The sequence below is a fragment of the Corynebacterium bouchesdurhonense genome (genome assembly GCF_900078305.2).
GTDB classification, from domain to species: Bacteria; Actinomycetota; Actinomycetes; order Mycobacteriales; family Mycobacteriaceae; genus Corynebacterium; species Corynebacterium bouchesdurhonense.
This window is the reverse complement of sequence record NZ_LT546024.1, coordinates 47,234-68,816: the sequence shown is the minus strand read 5'-3', so window position 1 is coordinate 68,816 and position 21,583 is coordinate 47,234. Positions and strand designations below refer to the sequence as shown.

19 protein-coding genes are annotated in these 21,583 nt (G+C 68.9%); 8 read left to right on the top strand and 11 right to left on the bottom strand.

Features of this window, described 5'->3' with window-relative positions:
• Positions 1–78: 78 nt before the first annotated feature.
• Complete coding sequence (locus tag BN4252_RS01115; RefSeq protein ID WP_066524346.1) at positions 79–996, top strand: hypothetical protein; 918 nt, start codon at positions 79–81, stop codon at positions 994–996.
• Entirely contained in the window at positions 996–2,261 is a 1,266-nt protein-coding gene (locus tag BN4252_RS01110; RefSeq protein WP_066524345.1) for a hypothetical protein, read from the top strand. Before BN4252_RS01115 ends, BN4252_RS01110 begins: the two co-directional genes overlap by 1 nt.
• Here BN4252_RS01110 and BN4252_RS01105 read toward each other — a convergent pair whose 3' ends face one another.
• Together BN4252_RS01105 and BN4252_RS01100 are read right to left on the bottom strand one after the other, a co-directional pair.
• A complete protein-coding gene (locus tag BN4252_RS01105) occupies positions 2,262–3,599 on the bottom strand; it encodes a serine/threonine-protein kinase (protein ID WP_066524343.1) in 1,338 nt (445 codons plus the stop codon). It abuts the gene before it with no gap.
• 1 nt (position 3,600) lies between these two features.
• Positions 3,601–4,269 carry an FHA domain-containing protein gene (locus BN4252_RS01100; protein ID WP_143341139.1) on the bottom strand — a complete coding sequence of 223 codons (669 nt, stop codon included), beginning with the start codon at positions 4,267–4,269 and terminating at the stop codon, positions 3,601–3,603.
• A 51-nt stretch (positions 4,270–4,320) separates the two neighbouring features.
• On the opposite strand from BN4252_RS01100, the gene ptsP reads away from it, so the two are divergent.
• Together ptsP and BN4252_RS01090 are read left to right on the top strand one after the other, a co-directional pair.
• Positions 4,321–5,982: a phosphoenolpyruvate--protein phosphotransferase gene (gene ptsP / locus BN4252_RS01095; protein WP_066524338.1), complete on the top strand. Its 1,662-nt coding sequence runs from the start codon at positions 4,321–4,323 to the stop codon at positions 5,980–5,982.
• A gap of 140 nt (positions 5,983–6,122) precedes the next feature.
• Complete coding sequence (locus BN4252_RS01090) at positions 6,123–7,685, top strand: YfcC family protein (RefSeq protein WP_066524335.1); 1,563 nt, start codon at positions 6,123–6,125, stop codon at positions 7,683–7,685.
• Here BN4252_RS01090 and BN4252_RS01085 read toward each other — a convergent pair.
• From BN4252_RS01085 to pyrR, 6 genes are all read right to left on the bottom strand, one after another.
• The gene (locus BN4252_RS01085) at positions 7,672–8,979 is read right to left on the bottom strand and encodes an HNH endonuclease signature motif containing protein (protein ID WP_078056697.1); all 1,308 of its coding nucleotides are present in this window, start codon (positions 8,977–8,979) and stop codon (positions 7,672–7,674) included. The genes BN4252_RS01090 and BN4252_RS01085 overlap by 14 nt on opposite strands.
• Before the next feature lie 254 nt (positions 8,980–9,233).
• Complete coding sequence (gene arcC / locus BN4252_RS01080; protein WP_066524331.1) at positions 9,234–10,169, bottom strand: carbamate kinase; 936 nt, start codon at positions 10,167–10,169, stop codon at positions 9,234–9,236.
• Between the two features lie 11 nt (positions 10,170–10,180).
• Entirely contained in the window at positions 10,181–11,176 is a 996-nt protein-coding gene (gene argF / locus BN4252_RS01075; RefSeq protein WP_066524325.1) for an ornithine carbamoyltransferase, read from the bottom strand.
• Between the two features lie 116 nt (positions 11,177–11,292).
• Positions 11,293–12,579 carry a dihydroorotase gene (locus BN4252_RS01070; RefSeq protein WP_066524324.1) on the bottom strand — a complete coding sequence of 429 codons (1,287 nt, stop codon included), beginning with the start codon at positions 12,577–12,579 and terminating at the stop codon, positions 11,293–11,295.
• A gap of 24 nt (positions 12,580–12,603) precedes the next feature.
• Positions 12,604–13,539 carry an aspartate carbamoyltransferase catalytic subunit gene (locus BN4252_RS01065; protein WP_066524323.1) on the bottom strand — a complete coding sequence of 312 codons (936 nt, stop codon included), beginning with the start codon at positions 13,537–13,539 and terminating at the stop codon, positions 12,604–12,606.
• 5 nt (positions 13,540–13,544) lie between these two features.
• Positions 13,545–14,078 (bottom strand): bifunctional pyr operon transcriptional regulator/uracil phosphoribosyltransferase PyrR, encoded by a 534-nt coding sequence (gene pyrR, locus BN4252_RS01060; protein WP_096877734.1) that lies wholly within the window; start codon positions 14,076–14,078, stop codon positions 13,545–13,547.
• A gap of 257 nt (positions 14,079–14,335) precedes the next feature.
• Between pyrR and BN4252_RS01055 the strand changes: the two genes are divergently transcribed.
• Positions 14,336–16,897 carry an ATP-dependent Clp protease ATP-binding subunit gene (locus BN4252_RS01055; protein WP_066524322.1) on the top strand — a complete coding sequence of 854 codons (2,562 nt, stop codon included), beginning with the start codon at positions 14,336–14,338 and terminating at the stop codon, positions 16,895–16,897.
• 3 nt (positions 16,898–16,900) lie between these two features.
• Positions 16,901–17,071 (top strand): DUF4236 domain-containing protein, encoded by a 171-nt coding sequence (locus tag BN4252_RS11000; RefSeq protein ID WP_143341138.1) that lies wholly within the window; start codon positions 16,901–16,903, stop codon positions 17,069–17,071.
• Here the strand turns inward: BN4252_RS11000 and BN4252_RS01050 are convergent.
• Positions 17,050–17,919: an HhH-GPD family protein gene (locus BN4252_RS01050; RefSeq protein ID WP_066524388.1), complete on the bottom strand. Its 870-nt coding sequence runs from the start codon at positions 17,917–17,919 to the stop codon at positions 17,050–17,052. The two genes, BN4252_RS11000 and BN4252_RS01050, sit on opposite strands and share 22 nt — an antisense overlap.
• On the opposite strand from BN4252_RS01050, the gene BN4252_RS01045 reads away from it, so the two are divergent.
• Entirely contained in the window at positions 17,918–18,502 is a 585-nt protein-coding gene (locus BN4252_RS01045) for a carbonic anhydrase (protein ID WP_096877733.1), read from the top strand. The genes BN4252_RS01050 and BN4252_RS01045 overlap by 2 nt on opposite strands.
• A 9-nt stretch (positions 18,503–18,511) precedes the next feature.
• Positions 18,512–19,207 (top strand): hypothetical protein, encoded by a 696-nt coding sequence (locus tag BN4252_RS01040; protein WP_066524318.1) that lies wholly within the window; start codon positions 18,512–18,514, stop codon positions 19,205–19,207.
• Here the strand turns inward: BN4252_RS01040 and disA are convergent.
• Positions 19,200–20,231, bottom strand: coding sequence for a DNA integrity scanning diadenylate cyclase DisA (disA, locus tag BN4252_RS01035; protein WP_066524316.1), 1,032 nt, complete (start codon positions 20,229–20,231; stop codon positions 19,200–19,202). The two genes, BN4252_RS01040 and disA, sit on opposite strands and share 8 nt — an antisense overlap.
• Positions 20,232–20,233: 2 nt before the next feature.
• Positions 20,234–21,571: a DNA repair protein RadA gene (radA, locus tag BN4252_RS01030; protein ID WP_066524313.1), complete on the bottom strand. Its 1,338-nt coding sequence runs from the start codon at positions 21,569–21,571 to the stop codon at positions 20,234–20,236.
• Between the last annotated feature and the right edge of the window lie 12 nt (positions 21,572–21,583).

The following is a 21,583-nucleotide window of genomic DNA, read 5'->3' as shown; positions in this document are numbered from 1 at the left end:
CCCCGCTCTGGCAGGTGGTAACGCACAGGTACGTCTACGCTCGCACTTGATCTTGTTCTCGAAGAAGGGAAACCCGCTATGGCCCACTATGACCTCTACAACTCCATCGGCCTCGACCGCTCCCTGGACTCCGCCGCGCTGGCGAGCGAGCTGGACCAGCGCATTAACTCGGGTGTGGCCACCAACCCGGGCGGCATGGAGGAGCTGCGCATCGCCCGCAGCATCCTCGGCGATTCGCAGCGCCGCGGCCTCTACGACCAGAAGCTGGCGGATGTGAACGCGCCGGACATCAACATCGCCGCCCTGCGCGACCTGGCCGACGCGGACTTCGGCGGCGGCCAGGGCTCCACCCGCGTGCAGGAGGCCGAGCAGGGCCCGAGCGCCCTGGACAAGGGCCGCGAGACCTTCACCCAGTACTCCAAGCAGGCGCAGGAGCGCCTGAACCCGGCGATGGAGAAGACCAAGTCCGAGATCGCCCGCTCCTCCAAGGGCGTGATCGCCGGCACCGCGGCGGCCACCGCGCTGATCATGCTGCTGCTCTTCGGCCTGTTCTCGGGCCTGGGCGGGGACCGCGGCGAGGGTACCGCGAAGAAGACCGCCAACCAGTTCCTGGAGCTGCGCACGAACGACGAGACGGAGCGCTGGCTCATCGACAACGCCGCGGGCGATGCGCGCAGCGACATCCTGAAGACCTTGAAGGTCGGCGACGGCTTCTCCGGCGTGGACAACTACTTCAAGGCATCCGACCCGAAGGCCGGCGACGCGATCAACTTCCGCGAGTTTGCCCGCTTCGGCAGCCGCTACGACGACGCCACGTATGACCGCGCCATCTCCTCCCTCGGCGCGGACGAGATGTACCTGGTTGAGGTGCGCAACGGCAACGATTCCTCCGCCGGCGGCGTGGTGGCCGTGGTTATGCAGGACGGCAAGGGCAAGATCGCCTACTTCGAGCGCAACCTCGAGGACGTCTCCGAGATCTTCGAGGACTACCAGTAATGACCGATTCCCAGTTCGCGCAGCTCCTCAACGACAAGTACGCCCTGTCGCAGGTCACCGAGAAGGCCGCCACGCCGATCTCCACCGTCTACGCCGCCGCCAACACGTGGGGCAACCACACCGCGGAGGTTGAGCTTTTCGGGGAGGTGGTGGGGGAGGATGCGTCGAAAAGCATTGCCCAAACCGCGGGGTCGCTCGAGTGGCTGGAGGATCCGGCCGTTGCCCGGATCCGCGACTGCGGGGTGACCCCCGCCGGTCAGCTGTACGTGGTCAGGGACGAGGTTGGGGGCAACCCGCCCCGCTCGCTTATCGACGGTCGCGTCAGCTGGGGCACCCCCTTCACCAACGCCGAGGCCGAGCGCCTGCTCGCGCCCGTCGCCCGCGCCGTGGACCGATTCAACGCAAGCGGCCACCCCAACTTCCTCGCCCGCTCCATCGACCCCGACTACCTCATGGTGCAGCCGGGCTCCCCGGCGGTGCCGGTGGTGATGGCGATGGCGGGCCCCCCCGCGGGCACCGCCGGACTGGTGTCGGAGGCGACCAACCGCCGCCGCTTCGCCGACGTGGTGTCCCAGCTCACCGCCCAGCCCGTGGACGAGGAGCTGCTGGAGGCGACCGGATCCGCCGCCGGTTACCTCGACGCGCTGGCCAACCCGCCCGCGCCCGCGCCTGCGCCGGAGCGCCCGCAGCAGCAGTTCCCGGACACCGACCCCGGCATGGAGGCCGTCACCGCGGAGTACGCGCCGGCTGACTACGCGCCGGCGTACGAAGCGCCAAAGCCGAAGCGCAAGGCGTGGCCGTGGGTGCTCGCGGCGGCGCTCGTCCTGGGCGGCGCGGGCGCGGGCGGCTACTGGTGGTACAGCCAGAACGCCGCCACCGAGCCGTGGGCGGGCGGCGACGCCGAGATCGCCCGGGCCTTCCCGCAGCTGGTCTCGCAGGAGGACGGCGGCAAGGGCTTTAACGGCATGACCTGCCGCTCCCAGAGCGCCGAGGGCGACGCGGAGGCGAAGATCCGCTGCTCCAGCCCCGACGCCGGCGTGAGCATTGTCAAGTACGGCAGCGCCGAGCAACGAGACGCCTCCATCGCCGCCGACGGCGAGCAGGAGCGCTTCGGCAACGACGCCTGCCAGTTCACCTCCACCGAACTGACGGGCCAAGACCTGCCGGCCTACTTCCTCGCCCCGGAAGGCGACCTGGCCGCGTACAGCTTCCTGGTCAACGGGAAGGACGCGCAGCAACTGCGCCTGCAGCTGCCCATCTGCTAGCTAGCACACCGGCAGCGAGAGGCGGTAGCGCTGCGCCTCCGGCCCCGCCACCAGGATGGCGAAGCGGTCGCGCGGCTGCGGCATGACCACGGCGTACGAGTCCGTGGACGCCCCAGCCAGCTGCCCCGACTCGAAGGTGCACTGGCTGGAGCGGAATTGCGCGAAGCCCTCCGTGGGCACCGCGCTCGCTCGCTGCTCCGCCGAGCCGTAGTCCGCCACGGCGAACGCCACGCCCGGCCCGGTGCACGACACCTTGGCGCGCTGGGCGCCCTCCGGCTCGCTCGCCGCGCACGTGGTGCCCCACGCGCCCTCGCCGCCCTCGCCCGCGCCGACGAGCTGCGGGAACGCGGCCGCGATCGGCGCCTCCGGGCCCGCCCACTCGAGCGCCGGCCGCAGCGCCAGCCACCCGCCCCCGGCGGCCAGCAGCGCTGCTCCCGCGGCGGCCGCGATCAGCGTTGCGGGGCGCCGCTTCCGCCCCGGTTCGGCCTCGATCACCCGCGTGGAGGTGGGCCGCGCCCGCTCGAGCGCGTCGAGGAAGGCGCGGGCGCTGGGGTGGCGCTTGGCCGGCTCGTTGGCCGGGGCGCGCGCGAACACTTCGGAGGCCGGGACGCGCTCCAGGTAGTCCGGGGGGCGCGGGCCCCGCCACGCCACGTCCGACATGGTCTGGGCCAGCTGGGTGCGGGTGAGCATCTCCAGCGCGATAAGCGCGAAGGCGTAGTTGTCGGAGGCGGGCGTGGGCTCTGGGGCTAGCCCGTCATCGCCCGGGCGGAACATCTCGGGCGCCATGTAGCGCATGGTCCCCACTAGGTGGCCCTCCTGCGTCACTCTCGATGCGTCGCTGATGTGGGAGATGCCGAAGTCCGTCAGCATCGCCCCGTGCGGACCCAGGATGATGTTGGCCGGCTTCACGTCCCGGTGCACCACCGCCCTGCGGCGCAGGTAGTCCAGCGCGTCCGCGATCGGCGCGAGGATCTCCACCACCTGCTGGATGGGGTAGCGCTCCGTCGTGGCGGCCAGCGCGGCGGCCAGGGTGGGGCCCGGGGCGTACTCCATGACGAAGTAGGGCACCCCGCCCGGTGAGACCTCGCCCTGGTACACCTGCACGATCGAGCCGTGCCGCAGCTTGGCCATAGTCTGCATCTCGGTGGTGAAGCGGGCGGCGGCCCGCGCGTCGCCGTGCAGGTTCGCCGCGATGGCCTTGACCGCCACGTCCCGGCCCAGGGTGGTGTCCCGCGCCTTGAACACGACACCCATGCCGCCGCGCCCGAGCTCGCCTTCAACCTCGAGACCCCGGCTGCGCAGGTGCCGGGTGAAATCGTCCCACTCTCCTTGCCGCATGTCAGGGCCGGTACTGCTCGGAGGCGTACTTGGCCAGCTGCACGCGCCACGGCACCTGCGTGGTGCCGCGCTGGAACTCGGGCACGCCCGCCCGCTCCAGCGCCTCGACGATGCGCTGCATGCGCTGGTTGGTCTGCTTCGCCGTCCACCCCAGCCGCGCCGCCAGCTGGTCCACGCTGGGCACCACCAGGTGCGGCTCCGCGGCCGGGTCGCGCCACAGCGGCTCCGCGAGCGCGCGGAGCAGCTGCAACTGGTCCGCGTTCGGCTCGAAGCCCTCGGCGGTGAACGGCACGTCCGGCACGGGCGTAGCCTCGTGGCGCGGCGGGGGAGCGGCGTTGACCAGCGCGATCTCGTACGCCATGTGTTTGGTGTCGAAGGTCACGCCCACCTCGCCCGGCGGCAGCGGCAGCGTCGTGCGCGGGCTCAGGCGCTGCGGGGCGAAACGGTTCTGGCCGCGGGCGAGGATGCGCGCGGTGATGAAGGAGCCGACGTTGCGGATGTACCACGAGCCCTGCTGGTTCCACAGCTGCAGGAAGTGGCGGTGCATGGCGGGGTCGTCTGCGCCGAGGCGGATGTCGCCCGCGCGGCCCAGGATCACTTGGTGGTTGGGTGCGATGCTGACGCGGTTGCCCACGAGGTCGTCGTAAAGCAAATGTCCCTGTTGCAGCACGCGTGAAAGTATAGGATCCGTACCGTTTCCCCACTACCTCGAGGAGCTGCCATGCAGGTGCCCACCCCCGGTACCGAGCGCCGGACCCTCACCGGCATCGGCGTTTCCGCCGGCACCGCCGTCGGCCCCGTCGCGGTGATGGCCCCGCCGGTTGGCGTGGACGAGCAGGAGCCGGCGTGCACCGATCCCGAGGCGGACGGCCAGCGGGTGCGGGCGGCGCTGGCCGAGGTGGCTGAGTCCCTCCGCGCCCGTGCCGCTGCGCTCGCCGAGGGGCCGCAGCGCGACGTGCTCGCGGCTTGCGCCGCGCTGGCCACGGACAAGGCGCTGCTCAAGAGCGTGGACGGGCAGCTGCGGGGCGGCGCCGGCGTCACCCGCGCGGTCCACGACGCGGTGGAGGTCTACGCCGCCAAGCTGCGCGCACTCGGCGGCACCATGGCCGAGCGCGTCACCGACCTCTACGACATCCGAGACCGCGCCGTAGCCCGCCTCCGCGGCCTTCCCGAGCCCGGCGTGCCCGCCCTCGAGCGCCCCTCCATCCTCGTCGCCGCGGACCTCGTCCCCGCAGACACCGTCGCCCTGGACCCGGCCAGTGTCCTCGGCATCGTCACCGAGGCCGGCGGCGTGACATCCCACACCGCCATCCTCGCAGCCCAGCTGGGTATCCCCGCCGTGGTGCAGGCCAAGGGGATCCTCGCGGTCCCGCCCGGGAGCTTTGTAGCTATCGACGCCACCTCAGGCGACGTCATCATCGCCCCCACCAACGCCGACACCGCAGAACTCGCGGTCCGCGCGGCCCCGGCGGAATACGGCCCCGGCCACGCCCACGGCCACGAGGTGAAGCTGTTGGCCAACATTGGCACAGCCGCGGACGCCGCCGCGGCCTCCGCCCTCGACGTTGAGGGCTGCGGCCTGCTTCGCACCGAGTTCCTCTTCCTCGACCGGGAGAGCGCCCCGACCGTTGAGGAGCAGGCGGAGGCGTACGCCGGCGTGCTCCGGGCGTTCGGGCGCCGCCGCGTGGTGGCGCGCACCCTGGACGCCGGTGCCGACAAACCGCTGCGCTTCGCGAGCCTCGGCCCGGAGGCCAACCCCGCCCTCGGCCGCCGCGGCCTGCGCCTGTCCATGGCGCGCGAGGAACTGCTGGACGCCCAGCTGCTCGCCCTGGCCAAAGCCCGCGCCGCCGCCCCCGGCTGCGACCTGCGGGTCATGGCACCCATGGTTGCCACGCAGGAGGAGGCCGAGTGGTTTGTGGGCCGCGCCCGCTCCTTCGGCCTGGACCGGGTGGGCGTGATGGTGGAGACCCCGGCCGCCGCCCTGACCGCCGAGCGGATCCTGGGCGTTGCGGACTTCGCCTCTATCGGCACCAATGACCTGTCGCAGTACACGATGGCCGCCGACCGCACGCAGGGCGACCTCGCCCCGCTGCTGTCCGTATGGCAGCCCGCCGTACTCGCCATGATCCGCGCCGCCGTCGAGGGTGGGCGGGCCGCCGGCAAGCCCGTCGGGGTGTGCGGGGAGGCGGGCGGGGACCCGCTCGCGGCTCTGGTGTTGGTGGGGCTCGGGGTGGCGTCGCTAAGCATGGCCCCCGTAAAGCTCGGCCCGGTGCGGGTCGCGCTCCGCGGGCACGACCTGGAGACGTGCCGCGAGATGGCGCGCCGGGCCCTGGCCGCGCCCACGGCGACGCAGGCCCGCGACGCCGTGCGCGACCTGCTCTGATACCTGCCAGCAATTGCTGTAAGAATAATCACCCTCGCGCGGTGCATGTGGCGCATTGCGGCGGGTTTACAGTATTTCCTGTAACGACCACTCGCCTGGGATGTTCGCCCCGGGCGCCTAGCCAGGGAAGGACACGCACCGTGACCACGGCAGTTGCCCAGCAACAGGCCCCTGAGAAGAAGAAGAAATTCGAGTTCCCGTCGGCCTTTACCATTCTCTTTTTCCTCACCGTCATCGCGGTGCTCTGTACCTGGTGGGTGCCAGCCGGCTCCTACTCCAAGGTGGAGTACAACGAGGGCGCGGGAGACCTCGTTGTCACCGCGCCGAGCGGCGAAACCAGCGACATGCCCGCCACCCAGGAAACGCTCGACGAGCTGGGCGTGCCGATCAACATCGACAGCTTCACCGGCGGGGACATTACCAAACCCGTCTCCATCCCCGGCACCTACGAGCACGTTGACCCGAACCACGCCGGCTTCATGGACATCCCGCTCAGCATGGTGCGCGGCACCATCGAGGGCGTGGACATCATCGTGTTCATCCTGGTGCTCGGCGGCCTCATCGGCGTGGTGCGCGCAACCGGGGCGTTTGAATCCGGCCTGTTCGCGCTGACCAAGAAGACGAAGGGCCGCGAGTTCGTCCTCGTCGCCGCGGTGTCCATCCTCATGGTGATGGGCGGTTCCTTCTGCGGCCTCGAGGAGGAGGCGGTGGCGTTTTACCCCATCCTCGCCCCCATCTTCATCTCGCTCGGGTTCGACGCGATCATTGTGGTCGGCTCGGTGTTCCTCGCCGGCTCCGTCGGCTCGGCGTTCTCCACCATCAACCCGTTCTCGGTCATCATCGCCTCCAACTCCGCGGGCATTAAGTTCACCGAGGGTATCGGCTGGCGTGTCGCCGGCGCGGTGGTGGGCGCGATCGTGGTGATTGCCTACCTGTACTGGTACGCCAAGAAGATTAAGAAGGACCCCTCCGCCTCCATCACCTACGAGGACCGCGAGAAGTTCAACGCGCAGTGGCAGCTCGACACCGCGGAGGAGGACATCCAGCCGTTCGACCTGAAACAGAAGGTCATCCTGATTCTCTTCGCCGCGGCCTTCCCCATCATGGTGTGGGGCGTGATGAGCCAGGGCTGGTGGTTCCCCACCATGGCAGCGTCCTTCCTCATCATCGCGATCGCCATCATGATCCTGTCGCTGTTTGGCAAGCACAAGCTCAGCGAGGGCGAGGTAGTTGAGGCCTTCTCGCAGGGCGCGTCCGAGATGGTTGGCGTGGCCCTGATCATCGGCCTCGCCCGCGGCATCAACCTGGTCCTCAACGAGGGCATGATCTCCGACACCATGCTGGACGCCGCCACCCACCTCGTCTCCGGCATGCACGGCCCCGTGTTCATCCTGATGCTGATGGTGGTGTTCTTCTTCCTCGGCTTCGTGGTGCCCTCTTCCTCCGGCCTGGCCGTGCTGGCGATGCCGATCATGGCCCCGCTCGCGGACTCTGTGGGCATCCCCCGCTTCATCGCCGTGTCCGCCTACAACTGGGGCCAGTACGCGATGCTCTTCATCGCTCCGACCGGCCTGGTTATGGCCACGCTGCAGATGCTGCATATCAAGTACTCCCACTGGTTGAAGTTCGTCTGGCCGATGGTGGTGTTCATGTTCGTCTTCGGCGGCGCGATGCTCGTCGCGCAGGTGCTCATTTACGGCTAAGTCCGGCGGACTCCTCTCCGCCCTCCTCGTCCATGAGCGCGGCGTACTCCTCGGCGGTCAGCACGCTGTCGCAGCGGCGGGGCAGGGAGTGGTTCTCGGAGACGTACCGGCTACCGTCGCCGTAGATGAAGTGGAGGTGCGACGCCTCCCGGACGATGCGCAGGTAGCCGTCCGTCACCAGTGAATGGCACGCGGAACATAGGGGCAGCAGATTCTCCAGATCTGTGTGGCCCCCGTTTTCCCATTCTTGTATGTGGTGGATCTCGATGAAGCGCGTGTGCGTGCAGCCCGGCGCCGCGCATTGCCCACCCCACATGACCATCAGCGCGTTGATTTGGGCGTTCGACGCCAGGCGGCGGGACCTCGACGAGTTGAGGATCAGCCCGGTCTCGTCCACCGTGTTGAAGCGCACCGCGGCGTTGGCAATGACGTTGGCCACCGCGGCGCTCGGCACGCCGATGTTGTTGGGCATGTAGGCGCGGCCGTCGGTGGTGGCCACGATGTTCACGTGGGCGGCGGGCGTGGCCAGGGTGGTTTTCGGGGTGGTGCGGGCGATGTGAACGATGCCCATCAGCGCCTGCCCCAGCTTCCGGCCGATCGGCAGCCCGTCCCCGGACGCGGTCTGCCGCGGCGTGAGGGCCGGTTCGATTCCCTGGGCCGCCTCGCCCGCCCGGTCCACCGCCTCATCGTCTGCGGGGTCGGCGCCGCCCAGCAGCTCGTCGACGCCGTTGTACGCGATCTCCCCGATCTTTAACGCCGCCAGCAGTGCCGCAGCGTCGCCCGGGTTGGGCATGCCGTGGAGGCGCAGCCCGTGCTTGTTCGGGTGCAGCCGCAGGTAGTACTCGGGTTGCTTCTCGGCGTCTTCCCCGCCGGTCTCGCCGTGCGCGGTTAGCGCAATCTCGAGCTCGTGGTAGCCCAGCTCGAGCGCGAGGTCCACCAGCTCCCGCTCGTTGTCCTCGGTGAGGTACTTCAGTAGCAGCCGCACCACGGAGTAGGAGATGATGCCCTCCTGGAAGTGCTGCTCAAGGTAGGGGAAGCGGTGGATCTTGTGCGCCACGCTCACGTACTCGTGCGCCGTGGAGGAGGCCATGCCGTAGCGCCGTGTCAGCCCCCCCGCCGTGGTCTGGTTCCCAACCTCCCTCGCCAGCCCCATCTCGTCGAACCTCCGGATCGCGTCGAGCAGTTCGGCCTTGTTTCGAGTCATTCCCCTGTGCGCGTTGTCGATGGACTGGCACACCTCGCTCGCAATCGCGTCGCACACCTGCTGTACTGGATCAACCGTTGTGGTGGTCATTATGTCCCCCGTTTCGCGTCGTTGTTTGTTGCGATACGAGACATTATAGAAACGCTTCCCACACGCCTGTTACCAGCGGAAATGGCACTTTTTTCGTGCGTGTTTTTCGCGTGTTTGAGCACTGCTTGTCGACGCCCCGACCGCACCCCAAACCTCCGCATTGCGGACAAGTGGGTGCGTACCAACTATTCGGAACGCCAAAAAGGGGCGCGGAACCGGGGAAGGTTCCGCGCCCCGTGATCGGGCGAGTGGGCTTAGCTCTTGATGGAGGTACCCACGGTGCCGTTCAGGGCCTCGCCGGCGTTCTCCAGCGAGGTGATGATGGCGGTGCGCCCGGCGCCGCCCTCGACGTAGGAGACGCACGCCTCCACCTTGGGCAGCATGGAGCCGGGGGCGAACTGGCCGTCCGCCATGTGCTGCTTGGCCTCGTCGACGGTGATCTCGGTCAGGTCGCGCTGCTCGGGCGTGTTGAAGTTGACTGCCACGTTCGCCACGGCCGTGAGGATGATCAGGTGGCTCGCGCCAACCTGGTCAGCCATGATCGCGGCGGAGCGGTCCTTGTCAATCACGGCGGGCACGCCCTCAAAGCCGCCATCGCGGCGGACCACGGGGATGCCGCCGCCGCCGGTGGAGATGACCACTGCGCCGGCGTTGACGAGCGAGGTGATGGCCTCGCCCTCGACGATCTCCGTCGGCTGCGGCGACGCCACAACCCAGCGCCAGCCGCGGCCGGAGTCCTCCACGTACGTCTCGCCGGTCTCCTCCATGAGGCGCTTCGCCTCCTCCTCGGAGTAGAAGGAGCCGACGGGCTTGTTCGGGTTGTTGAAGGCCGGGTCATCGGCCTCAACCAGCGTCTGGGTGATCAGCGACGCCACGGGCTTGGCAATGTCCCGCTTGCGCAGCTCGTTCTCCAGCGCCTGCTGCAGGTGGTAGCCGATGTATCCCTGGCTCATGGCGGAGCACTCGGGGAACGGGATCTCCGGCGTGCCGCCGACCTTCTCGGCAGAGTTGTCGGTGGCAACCTTGATCATGCCCACCTGAGGGCCGTTGCCGTGGGTGATGATCACCTCGTGGCCGCCTTCGATGAGGTCGACCAGCGCGGTGGCGGTGCCCTGGATCAGCTCAAGCTGCTCCTGGGGCGAGTTGCCCAAGGCGTTCCCGCCGAGGGCGACTACCAAACGGTGTCCCATGTTTGATTCTCCTAGCTGAGGGTGGCGTACATGACGGCCTTGATGGTGTGCATGCGGTTCTCGGCCTCGTCGAAGACCTTGGACTGCGCGGACTCGAAGACCTCGTCGGAGACCTCCATCTCGGACACGCCGAACTTCTCGGCGATGTCGGCGCCGATGGTGGTCTTCGTGTCGTGGAAGGAGGGCAGGCAGTGCATGAAGATGGCGTCGTCGGCGGCCTTGGCCATGACGTCCTTGGTCACGCGGTAGGGCTCGAGGAGCTTGATGCGGGACTCCCAGATGTCATCCGGCTCGCCCATGGACACCCAGATGTCGGTGTAGATCACGTGCGCGCCGGTGGCGGCCGCGTCCACGTCCTCGGTCAGGGTGACGGAGCCGCCGTTCTCCGCGGCGATCTCCTTGCACTGCTCCACCAGCTCGGCCTTGGGCATCTGCTCCTGCGGGCCGCAGGCGACGAAGTCCAGGCCCAGCTTGGCGCAGACCACCATGAGCGAGTTGGCCACGTTGTTCTGGGCGTCGCCCATGAACACGAACTTGAGGCCCTTGAGGCCCTGCGGGAAGTTCTCCTCCACAGTGAGCATGTCCGCGATCATCTGGGTGGGGTGGAACTCGGTGGTCAGGCCGTTCCACACCGGCACGCCGGCGTTCGCAGCCAGGTCCTCGACGATCTCCTGGGCGAAGCCGCGGTACTCGATGCCGTCGTACATTCGGCCGAGCACGCGGGCGGTGTCCTCGATGGACTCCTTCTTGCCCATCTGCGAGGAGCCCGGGTCCAGGTAGGTCACGCCCATGCCAAGGTCCATGCCGGCGACCTCGAAGGCGCAGCGGGTGCGGGTGGAGGTCTTCTCAAAGAGCAGGACGATGTTCTTGCCCTCGAGGTAGCGGTGCGGGGTGCCGGTGAGCTTCAGATTCTTGAACTCTTTGGAGAGCTTGATCAGGTACCGAATCTCATCGGGGGTGAAGTCGAGCAGCTTGGTGAAGTTGCGGCCGCTGAGGCTGACAGGCATTGGAAACTCCTTTTCGCGTTGGGAAGGGGCGGTGGGAATTCCGTCCACTGCCGATGGTAACGCCGGAGCGGCTGCAAGTTCTATGTCAAACGCGTATGACAATTATCACCGCTTGCTTATCGACGCTCCCCGGCGAACGTCACCTCGCCCCGCAGCACCGTCGCGGCGACTCGGGTGCTGAAGGTGCGGCCGCGGTACGGCGTGTTGCTGGACTTGGAGGCGAAGCCGGCCTCGTCCACCGCCCACGTGTCGTCCTCGTTGACCAGGGTGAGGTTGGCCGGCTCGCCCTCGGCGATGGGCCGGCCCTGGTCGGCGAGGCGGGTGATCTCGGCGGGGCGCTCGGACATCACCTTGGCCACCCAGCGCCAGTCGGCGAGGCCGCCCTTGACAAAGATCTCGGCGATGATGGCCAGGGAGGTCTCCAGGCCCAGCATGCCCGGGCGGGCGAGCTCGAACTCGCAGGCCTTGTCCTCGGGGGTGTGGGGTGCGTGGTCGGTGGCGACGACGTCCACGGTGCCGTCGAGAAGCGCCCTGCGCAACGCCTCCACATCGGAGTTCTCGCGCAGCGGCGGGTTGACGCGGTAGGTGCCGTCGTAGGTCTCCAGCAGGTCGTCGGAAAGCAGGAGGTGGTGCGGGGTCACCTCGGCGGTGATGTCCGCGCCCTGCTGCTTGCCCCACGCGATCAGCTCCACGGAGCCGGCGGTGGACGCGTGGCAGAAGTGGACGCGTCCGTGGTAGTCGCGGGCGAGCAGGATGTCGCGGGCCACGATGGACTCCTCGGCGGCGCGCGGCCAGCCACCCAGGCCGAGGCGGCCGGCGTTCTCGCCCTCGTGGGCGCATGCGCCCTCGGTCAGGCGCGGCTCCTCGCAGTGCTGGGCCAGCAACACGTCGGTGCCGCGGGCGTACTCGATGGCGCGGCGCATGACGCGCGGGTTGTCCACGCACTTGCCGTCGTCGGAGAACATGCGCACCTTGGCGTCGGAGCGGGCCATGAGGCCGAACTCGGTCAGGGTCTCGCCCTCGAGGCCCTTGGTGATGGCGCCCACCGGGTGCACATCGCACAGGCCAATCTGCTGGCCCTTGTGCCAAATGGCCTCGGAGATCACCGGGGAGTCATTCACCGGGGTGGTGTTGGCCATGGCGAACACCGCCGTGAACCCGCCGCGCGCGGCGGCGCGGGAGCCGGTCTCGATGGTCTCGGCGTCCTCGCCGCCGGGCTCGCGCAGGTGCACGTGCATGTCTACCAGGCCCGGTAGGAGCACCGCGCCCTTGCCGTCGAGCGTGGAATCCGCCTGGGCGTCCGCGCCCGCGTCGACGGAGGCGATCACGCCGTCCTCCACCAGCACGTTAACCGGCTCGCCCTCGCCGTAGGGCCGGACGTTGGTGATGAGCAGGGAAGTCATGGAAGTCGTCCTTTCGCGGCCCGGTTAGGCCAGATCCTCGTTGGCAAGAAGGGTGTAGAGCACGGCCATGCGCGCGTGCACGCCGGTGGTCACCTGCTGCAGCACGGTGGACTTGTCCTGGTCCGGCACCACGTAGTCCATCTCCATGCCGCGCAGCATCGGGCCTGGGTGCATGACAATCGCGCCGGGCTTCATCGCGGCGGAGCGCTCCTCGTTCATGCCGTAGAGCGCGGAGTACTCGCGGTTGGACGGGAAGAAGCCGCCCAGCATGCGCTCGGCCTGCACACGCAGCATCATCACCACGTCCGCGTCGGGCAGCTCCGCGTCGAAGTCGGAGGAGGTGCGCACCGGCCAGCGCTCTACGCCCACGGGCAAAAGGGTCGGCGGCGCCACGAGCACCACCTCAGCGCCGAGGGTGGACAGCAGGTCCACGTTGGAGCGCACCACGCGGGAGTGCAGGCAGTCGCCGCAGATGACAACCTTCTTGCCTGCCACGTCCCCGATGCGCGAGCGCATGGTCACCGCGTCCAGCAGCGCCTGGGTGGGGTGCTGGTGGCGGCCGTCGCCGGCGTTGATCACGCTCGGGCCCTTGCCGCCCGGGGCGACCACCTCGGCCAGGTGCTGGGGCGCGCCGGAGAGCGGGTGGCGGATGATGATCGCGTCTGCACCCAGCGCCTTCAGCGTCAGGCCCGTGTCGCGCAGGGACTCGCCCTTCTTCACCGAGGAGGTGGAGGCCGCGATGTTCATCATGTTGGCGGACAGTGCCTTGCCCGCGGCCTCGAAGGAGGAGCGGGTGCGCGTGGAGTTCTCGTAGAAAAGGTTGAACACCATGCGGCCGCGCAGCGTGGGCAGCTGGGGCACGGAGCGGCCCTCGAGCGACTCGCGGAAGCGGTCGGCGGTATCCATCAGGGCGACGATCTCGTCCTTGGACAGGTCAGAAATGCTCAGGAGGTGCTTCACGCTTCTTACGCTTCCTTTCGGGTGAGGATGACCGAGTCGCTGCCGTCGATCTCTTCCAGCAGGACAGTGACCTTTTCTTCGGTGGAGGTGGGCAGGTTCTTGCCCACGTAGTCCGCCCGAATGGGCAGCTCGCGGTGGCCGCGGTCCACCAGGACCGCCAGCTGGATGCGCGCGGGGCGGCCCAGGTCGCGCAGGCTGTCGAGCGCGGCGCGGATGGTGCGGCCGGAGTACAGTACGTCGTCCACCAGCACAACGGTGGCGCCGTCGATCCCCTCGTCGGGGATGGAGGTGGGCTGCAGCGCGCGGTGCGGGCGTCCGCGCAAGTCATCGCGGTAAAGCGTGGTATCAAGAGAGCCGGAGGGAATCGTCTTTCCCCCGTACTGCTCGATCTTGGCGGCGAGGCGCTTCGCCAGGGGAACGCCGCCGGAGGGGATTCCCAGGAGGACAACGCGGTCAGCGTCCGCGGTCTTCTCAATGATCTGGTGCGAAATGCGGTCGAGCGTGCGGTTGATGTCCGCAGCGTCCATGAGTTCGCTCATTATTCTGCTCCTTCTCCGCGTCAGCGCGCGGTCCTTAAAGGATCTGTTGTGGCGCCCTTTCGGGCTGGGAGGGAGAGTAGCACAAAGCGGGGCATTTTCGCTTTTCGACGCCCGTTCGCTACCAGCAAACACCGGGCTTGAGCAGGTAAAAGGGGGCGTCGGCAAGCAAAGCCCCAAAAAGGCGGGAAGTCGTGTGGGACCCGCGCGTTATGGTGGGGGACAACTCGTTTAACGAACCATGCAAAGGGGTCTGCCACATGTTCGAGAGGTTCACGGACCGCGCCCGCCGCGTCATCGTCCTCGCCCAGGAGGAGGCGCGCTCGCTCAACCACAATTACATGGGCACCGAGCACATCCTGCTCGGCCTGATCAAGGAGGGCGAGGGCGTCGCCGCGAAGGCGCTCGAGTCCATGGGCATCGATCTCGAGGACGTGCGCCGCGAGGTCATCGACATTATCGGCACCGGCTCCCAGCCCGTGACCGGCCACATCCCGTTCACCCCGCGCGCCAAGAAGGTGCTCGAGCTCTCCCTGCGCGAGGGCCTGCAGATGGGGCACAAGTACATCGGCACCGAGTTCCTGCTCCTCGGCCTCATCCGCGAGGGCGAGGGCGTGGCCGCGCAGGTGCTGATCAAGCTCGGCGCTGACCTGCCGCGCGTGCGCCAGCAGGTGATCCAGTTACTCTCCGGCTACGAGGGCGGCGAGGGCCAGAACCCGGAGGCGCCGCAGATGGCTGCGGGCGCCGCCACGGCCGGCCCGGGCCCGCGCGGCGGCGGCCAAGGCGAGCGCTCCAATTCGCTGGTGCTCGACCAGTTCGGCCGCAACCTCACCGCGGCCGCGAAGGAGGGCAGGCTCGACCCTGTCGTGGGCCGCGACAAGGAGATCGAGCGCATCATGCAGGTGCTCTCGCGCCGCACCAAGAACAACCCGGTGCTCATCGGCGAGCCCGGCGTGGGCAAGACCGCCGTGGTGGAGGGCCTGGCGCTGGACATCGCCAACGGCAAGGTGCCCGAGACCCTGAAGGACAAGCAGGTCTACTCCCTCGACCTCGGCTCGCTGGTGGCGGGCTCGCGCTACCGCGGCGACTTCGAGGAGCGCCTGAAGAAGGTGCTCAAGGAGATCAACCAGCGCGGGGACATCATCCTGTTCATCGACGAGATCCACACCCTCGTGGGTGCGGGCGCCGCCGAGGGTGCGATCGACGCGGCCAGCCTGCTGAAGCCGAAGCTGGCCCGCGGCGAGCTGCAGACCATCGGCGCCACCACGCTGGACGAGTACCGTAAGCACATTGAGAAGGACGCCGCGCTGGAGCGCCGCTTCCAGCCGGTGCAGGTGGACGAGCCGAGCGTGGAGGACACCATCACCATCCTCAAGGGCCTGCGGGATCGCTACGAGGCGCACCACCGCGTCTCCTACACCGACGGGGCCCTGGCCGCCGCCGCGAACCTCTCCGACCGCTACATCAACGACCGCTTCCTGCCGGACAAGGCCGTGGACCTGCTGGACGAGGCCGGTGCCCGCATGCGCATCAAGCGCATGACCGCCCCGGAGGAGCTGCGCGAGGTGGATGACCGCATCGCGGAGGTGCGCAAGGAGAAGGAAGCGGCGATAGACGCCCAGGACTTCGAGAAGGCCGCGGGCCTGCGCGATACCGAGCGCAAGCTGGGCGAGGAGCGCTCGGAGAAGGAAAAGAAGTGGCGCTCCGACGACCTGGAGGACATCGCCGAGGTGGGCGAGGACCAGATCGCGGACGTTTTGGCCCACTGGACCGGCATCCCCGTGTTCAAGCTCACCGAGTCCGAGTCCTCGCGCCTGCTGAACATGGAGTCCGAGCTGCACAAGCGCATCATTGGCCAGGACGAGGCCGTCAAGGCCGTGTCCCGCTCCATCCGCCGCACCCGCGCGGGCCTGAAGGACCCGAAGCGCCCCAGCGGCTCCTTCATCTTCGCCGGCCCGTCCGGCGTGGGTAAAACGGAGCTGTCCAAGGCGCTCGCCGAGTTCCTCTTCGGCGACGAGGACTCCCTGATCCAGGTGGACATGGGCGAGTTCCACGATCGCTTCACCGCCTCGCGCCTCTTCGGTGCCCCTCCGGGGTACGTGGGCTACGAGGAGGGCGGCCAGCTCACCGAGAAGGTGCGCCGCAAGCCGTTCTCCGTGGTGCTCTTCGACGAGATTGAGAAGGCGCACAAGGAGATCTACAACACGCTGCTCCAGGTGCTCGAGGAGGGCCACGTCACCGACGGCCAGGGCCGCAACGTGGACTTCAAGAATACCGTGCTCATCTTCACCTCGAACCTGGGCACCGGCGACATCTCCAAGGCGGTGGGCCTGGGCTTCACCGGAAACAGCGCCACGGACGAGGACGCGCAGTACGCCCGCATGAAGAACAAGGTGCACGACGAGCTGAAGAAGCACTTCCGCCCCGAGTTCCTCAACCGCATCGACGAGATCGTGGTCTTCCGCCAGCTCACCCAGGAAGAGATCGTGCAGATGGTGGATCTGCTCATCTCCCGCGTGGACAAGAACCTCGCGGCGCAGGACATGGGCATCGAGCTCACCGACGCGGCAAGGAACCTGCTGGCCAAGCGCGGCTTCGACCCGGTGCTGGGCGCCCGCCCGCTGCGCCGCACCATCCAGCGCGAGGTGGAGGACGTCCTGTCCGAGAAGATTCTGTTCGGCGAGATCGGCGCCGGCGAGATCATCACCGTGGACGTGGATGGGGACGTGGATGGGGACGGGAAGCTGACCTTCACCCCGCGCCCGCGCCCGCTGCCGGAGGACACCTTCGGCGAGGCGGAGCAGGTGGAGCAGGACGCGTAAGCCGTGGGTATCCAGTACCGGAAGAAGCACAAGGTGTCCAAGAACGTCTGGATCAATCAGACGGGCACCGGCGCGTCCGTGTCCACCAAGGTTGGGCCGGTCACCTTCAACTCCCGCGGCGGGGTGTGGGTGAACCTCCCCGGCGGGATGTCCTACCGGGGCAGGTGGAAGTAGCCGGCGGGCGTTTGCTCGAGGAGGCCGTCGGCAAGCAAGCTCCATAACGCACGGGAGCGCTGGGCTTCATCGGCCCAGACTGCGTCGATGTCGCGCTGCGGCACCGGCGCTTTCGCTTCGCGCACCACGCGCATGATTTTGCCGCGCACCTGCCGGTCGGTGCCCGCGAACTTCTGTGCGGGCGCCCGCTCGAAGGTTTTGGGGTAGCCGCGCTCGCGCCAGGCGCAGTCGGTGACGGGGCACCGATCGCACAGCGGGGTGGTGCGGCACACCAGCGCGCCCAGCTCAATCAGCCCCTCGGAGAACACCGGGCCGTCGCGCTCGGGCAGGATCCCGGCCACGGCGGCGATCTCCGACTTGCGGGGTTTCAAGTTCTCCTCGCCCAGCTCGGCGCGGGCGTAGACGCGGCGCACGTTGGTGTCCACCACCGCCACGTTGCGCCCGTACGCGAAGCACGCGACCGCCCGCGCCGTGTACTCGCCGATGCCGGGTAGCGCGAGCAGTTGCTCGACCTCGCTGGGCACTTCGCCCGCATGCTTGTCGACGATCACCTGGGCGCACTCCTTCAACCGCAGCGCGCGCCTCGGGTAGCCCAGCGAGCCCCACGCCCTGAGGATCTCGTCCGTGCCCGCCGCCGCGAACGCCTCCGGCGTGGGCCAGCGTTCGATCCACTCCCGCCAGACGGGCGCGACGCGCTCGACCTGCGTCTGGTGGCTCATCACCTCGCTGAGCAGCACGCCCCACGGCGTCACGCCCGGGGCGCGCCACGGCAGGTCGCGGGCGTTCGCGCGGTACCAGGCCACAATTTCGCGTGCGTCGATCACAATGAGTGCCACAATAGTTGCCATGCACACAGGGAGAGATGTCTGGGCCGAGCTGCGCGCCGGCAACGAACGATTCGCCTCCGGCGCCGCGGCCGGCCCCCACCGCGACCGCGCGCGTCTCGACGAGCTCGTAGGCGGGCAGCACCCGCGCGCGGCGGTGATCGCGTGCAGCGATTCGCGGGTGCCGGTGGAGCTGCTTTTCGACGCAGGCTTCGGCGACATCTTCACCATCCGCACCGCCGGGGGCTGCGTGGACGACGCGGTGGTGGCCTCCGTGGACTTCGCGGTGAGCGCCCTCGGCGTGCCGCTGGTGGTTGTGATGTCCCACGAGTCCTGTGGGGCGATCGGCGCCGCCATCGGGGCCGTGCGCTCGGGCGAGGTGCCGGGTGGTCTCTCCCGCGTCTTCGTGGAGAAGATCGGGCCGTCGGTGATCGAGGCCGGCGACCAGGACCGGGCGGGCGTGGAGGAGGCGCACGCGCGCATCACCGCCGAGCAGCTCATCGGACGCGTCCCCGCCATCGCGGAGCGCGGCGCCGGGGTGGTGGCGGCCCGCTACCGCCTGGATGGGGGCCGCGTCGAGACCGTTTGGGAGCGCTTCGCTGACTAAAGTGGGGGCATGACCAACCAGCGACCCCTTCCGGAAGAGATCTACATGCGCCGCCGCGTCGCGGCGCTGGTCATCCTCTTGGTGGTGGCCTCGCTGGTGATTTGGGGTTTGAGCGCCATGGCCAAGTCCGGTGGCGGCGACGGCTCGAACGAGTCCTCCTCCACCGCCTCAACCGAGGAGACGAGCGAGCTGGTCACGGAGCCGACCGTCTCCGAGCCCACCACGGAAACAAGCACGGAAACAAGCACCGCGACCGCGTCCAGCACCGCGACCACGTCCACCACCGCGACCGTAGCCGCCGAGAAGAAGGGCAGCTGCGCGCTTTCGGACTTGCGCATCGAAGCGGTCCCGCCGCAGCCGTCCTTCGCGGTAAACAGCCAGCCGGAGTTCTTCATGAACGTCTCCAACCCCACCGACGCGGACTGCGAGCTGGACTTGAAGGACGGCCAGGTGCGCTTCGAGGTGTACGAGATGGCCACCAACAAGCGGGTGTGGGCGGACACGGATTGCTACCCGTCCATCGTCACTGGGCGGCAGGTGTTCCCGGCGGGCTCCGAGCAGGCGTTCAAGGCGGTGTGGTCCGTCACCTCCTCGCAGCCGGGCCAGTGCGCGAACCGCCAGCAGGTGCCGGCGGGGGCCTACTACCTGCACGCCGTGATCGGGGACAACGCCTCCGACCCGGCGCCGTTCAACCTGACTAGCTGAGCCGGCGCAGGCCCTCGCTGATGTGGCGGGCCCATAGCGCGGAGACGTGGTCCGCCTCCGCCAGCTGCTCCGGGGTGGCGGCGAGGATGGCCGGCAGCTCGCCGAAGGCGTTGACAATGTGGTCCATGAGGAACTTCTGCACGCGCGGCACCCGCGACAGCGCCCGGTAGCCGCGCGGCGTGAGGGACTGCATGAGGTTCTCCTCCGACGCCGGCAGCCCCAGCTGGCGCGCCAGCGCCGCGGTGTTGAGCAGCTCCGGGTCGGGCAGGGCCTCGAGGGCGGCGAGGGCGTCTTCCACCTGGGCGTCCGTCGGCGCGGCGGAGGCGGTGAGGTAGTCCCGCACCAGCATCTCGATGTTGGTGGCGTTGCTGCCCTCCAGCTCGCTGAGCTGCAGCATCAGCTGGCGCGCCTCGGTACCCAGCTCCACGATGGTCAGGTCCAGGTCCTTCGCTGCGCGCTCGAGCATCATCTGGCGCTGCAGCACGTTGACCACGTCGCCCACGGTGGCGTAGTCGTTCATCTCGGCCACGAAGAGGCGCTGGTTGGCTAGGTCGAGGCGCTGGCGGTAGCGCTCAACGGTGGACAGGGCCTGGTTGGCCCTGCTCATCAGCACGGCCGGTTCCTCCAAGCGGTGGCGCTCGCCCTCGGCGTAGAGGGTCAGCGTGTTCATGGAGGCGGAGACGCTCACTACCGGCACGCCCGTCTGCAGGGCGGTGCGCTCGGCGGCGCGGTGGCGCGTGCCGGATTCCACGGTGGGGAAGCGCGGGGAGGGCACCAGCTGCACGTTGGCGCGGGTGATGCGGGTTGCGTCGTCGCTCAAGACCACGGCGCCGTCCATCTTTGACAGTTCCCGGAGCATCGTGGGGGAGAAGGGGACGTCGAAGCTGAGCCCGCCGTCGCAAAGCTCGCTCACCTCGGGCCCGTCCCCGATGACGATCAAGCCTCCGCCGCGGCCGCGCTGGATGCGCTCCAGGCCGTCGCGGAGCGGCGTGCCGGGGCTGAGCTGTTCGAGGATGTCGCGCATACTCACGCGAGCAACCCTATCGTCTCGCTGAGCGTGGCCACGCGCTGGATCCGCATGCCCTCGACGCGCAGGTCATCGCCCGTGGGCACGATGGCGCGCGTGTAACCCAGGCGCGCGGCCTCCTGCAGCCGGCGGCCCAGGTTGGGCACGCGGCGCAGCTCGCCGGCCAGGCCCACCTCGCCGATCACCACCGTTTTCGGCGGGAGGGGGCGCTCGTGGAGGGAGGACCAGGTGGCCAGGGCCACGGCCAGGTCGGTCGCCGTCTCGGTGATGCGCCCCCCGCCGACGGCGGCCACGTACGCGTCCTTGTCGTTGGTGCGCTCGCCGCAGCGCGCCTGCAGCACCGCCAGCACCATGGGCACGCGGTTGCCGTCCAGGCCGGTGACCACGCGTCGGGGACTTTTGTTCACCGGGTCCACCGTCAGCGCCTGCACCTCGGCCAGCATGGGACGCACGCCGTCCATGGCCACGGTCACCGCGGAGCCGTCGGGGGTGGAGCCGCGGTGGCTGAGGAAGAGGCCGGAGGGGTCCGGCACCTCGCGGATGCCGTCCGCGGTCTGCTCGAAGCAGCCCACCTCGTCGGTGGCGCCGAAGCGGTTCTTGATGCCGCGCAGCATGCGCAGCTGGGACTGCCTGTCGCCCTCGAAGTTCAGCACCACGTCAACCAGGTGCTCAAGCACGCGGGGGCCGGCAACGTTGCCGTCCTTGGTCACGTGGCCCACCAGCAGCACGGGCAGGTTAGTGGTCTTGGCAAGCGAGGTCAGCGCGGCGGTTACGGCGCGCGACTGCGCCACGCCCCCGGCCACGCCCTCCACCCCGGCGGCGTGCATGGTCTGCACCGAGTCAACGATCAGCAGGGATGGCTTCACCTGGTCCACGTGGCCGAAGACCACGTCCAGGTTGGGCTCGGAGGCCAGGTACAGGTTCTCCTTCAGCGCGCCGGTGCGCTCGGCGCGGGCGCGGACCTGGCCGGCGGATTCCTCGGCGGTGACGTAGAGGGCCGTGCGCGTGTCGGCCCACTTGGAGGCCACCTCGAGGAGGAGGGTGGACTTGCCCACGCCGGGTTCGCCGGCCATGAGCACTACGGAGCCCGGCACCACGCCGGAGCCGAGCACGCGGTCGAGCTCCCCGATGCCCGACTTCATGGCGTTTGTGGCCGCCGCGTCCACGGCGGTGATGGGCCGCGCGGGCGCGTTCGGCGTGAGCGTGACCGGGGTTGCGGCGGGCGCCTCCTCCTGCAGCGTCCCCCACGAGCCGCACTCAGGGCAGCGGCCGAGCCACTTCGGCGAGGTGTACCCGCACTCGGTGCAGGTGTGCACCACCCGCGGTTTCTTGGCCAATTAGCGGGTGAA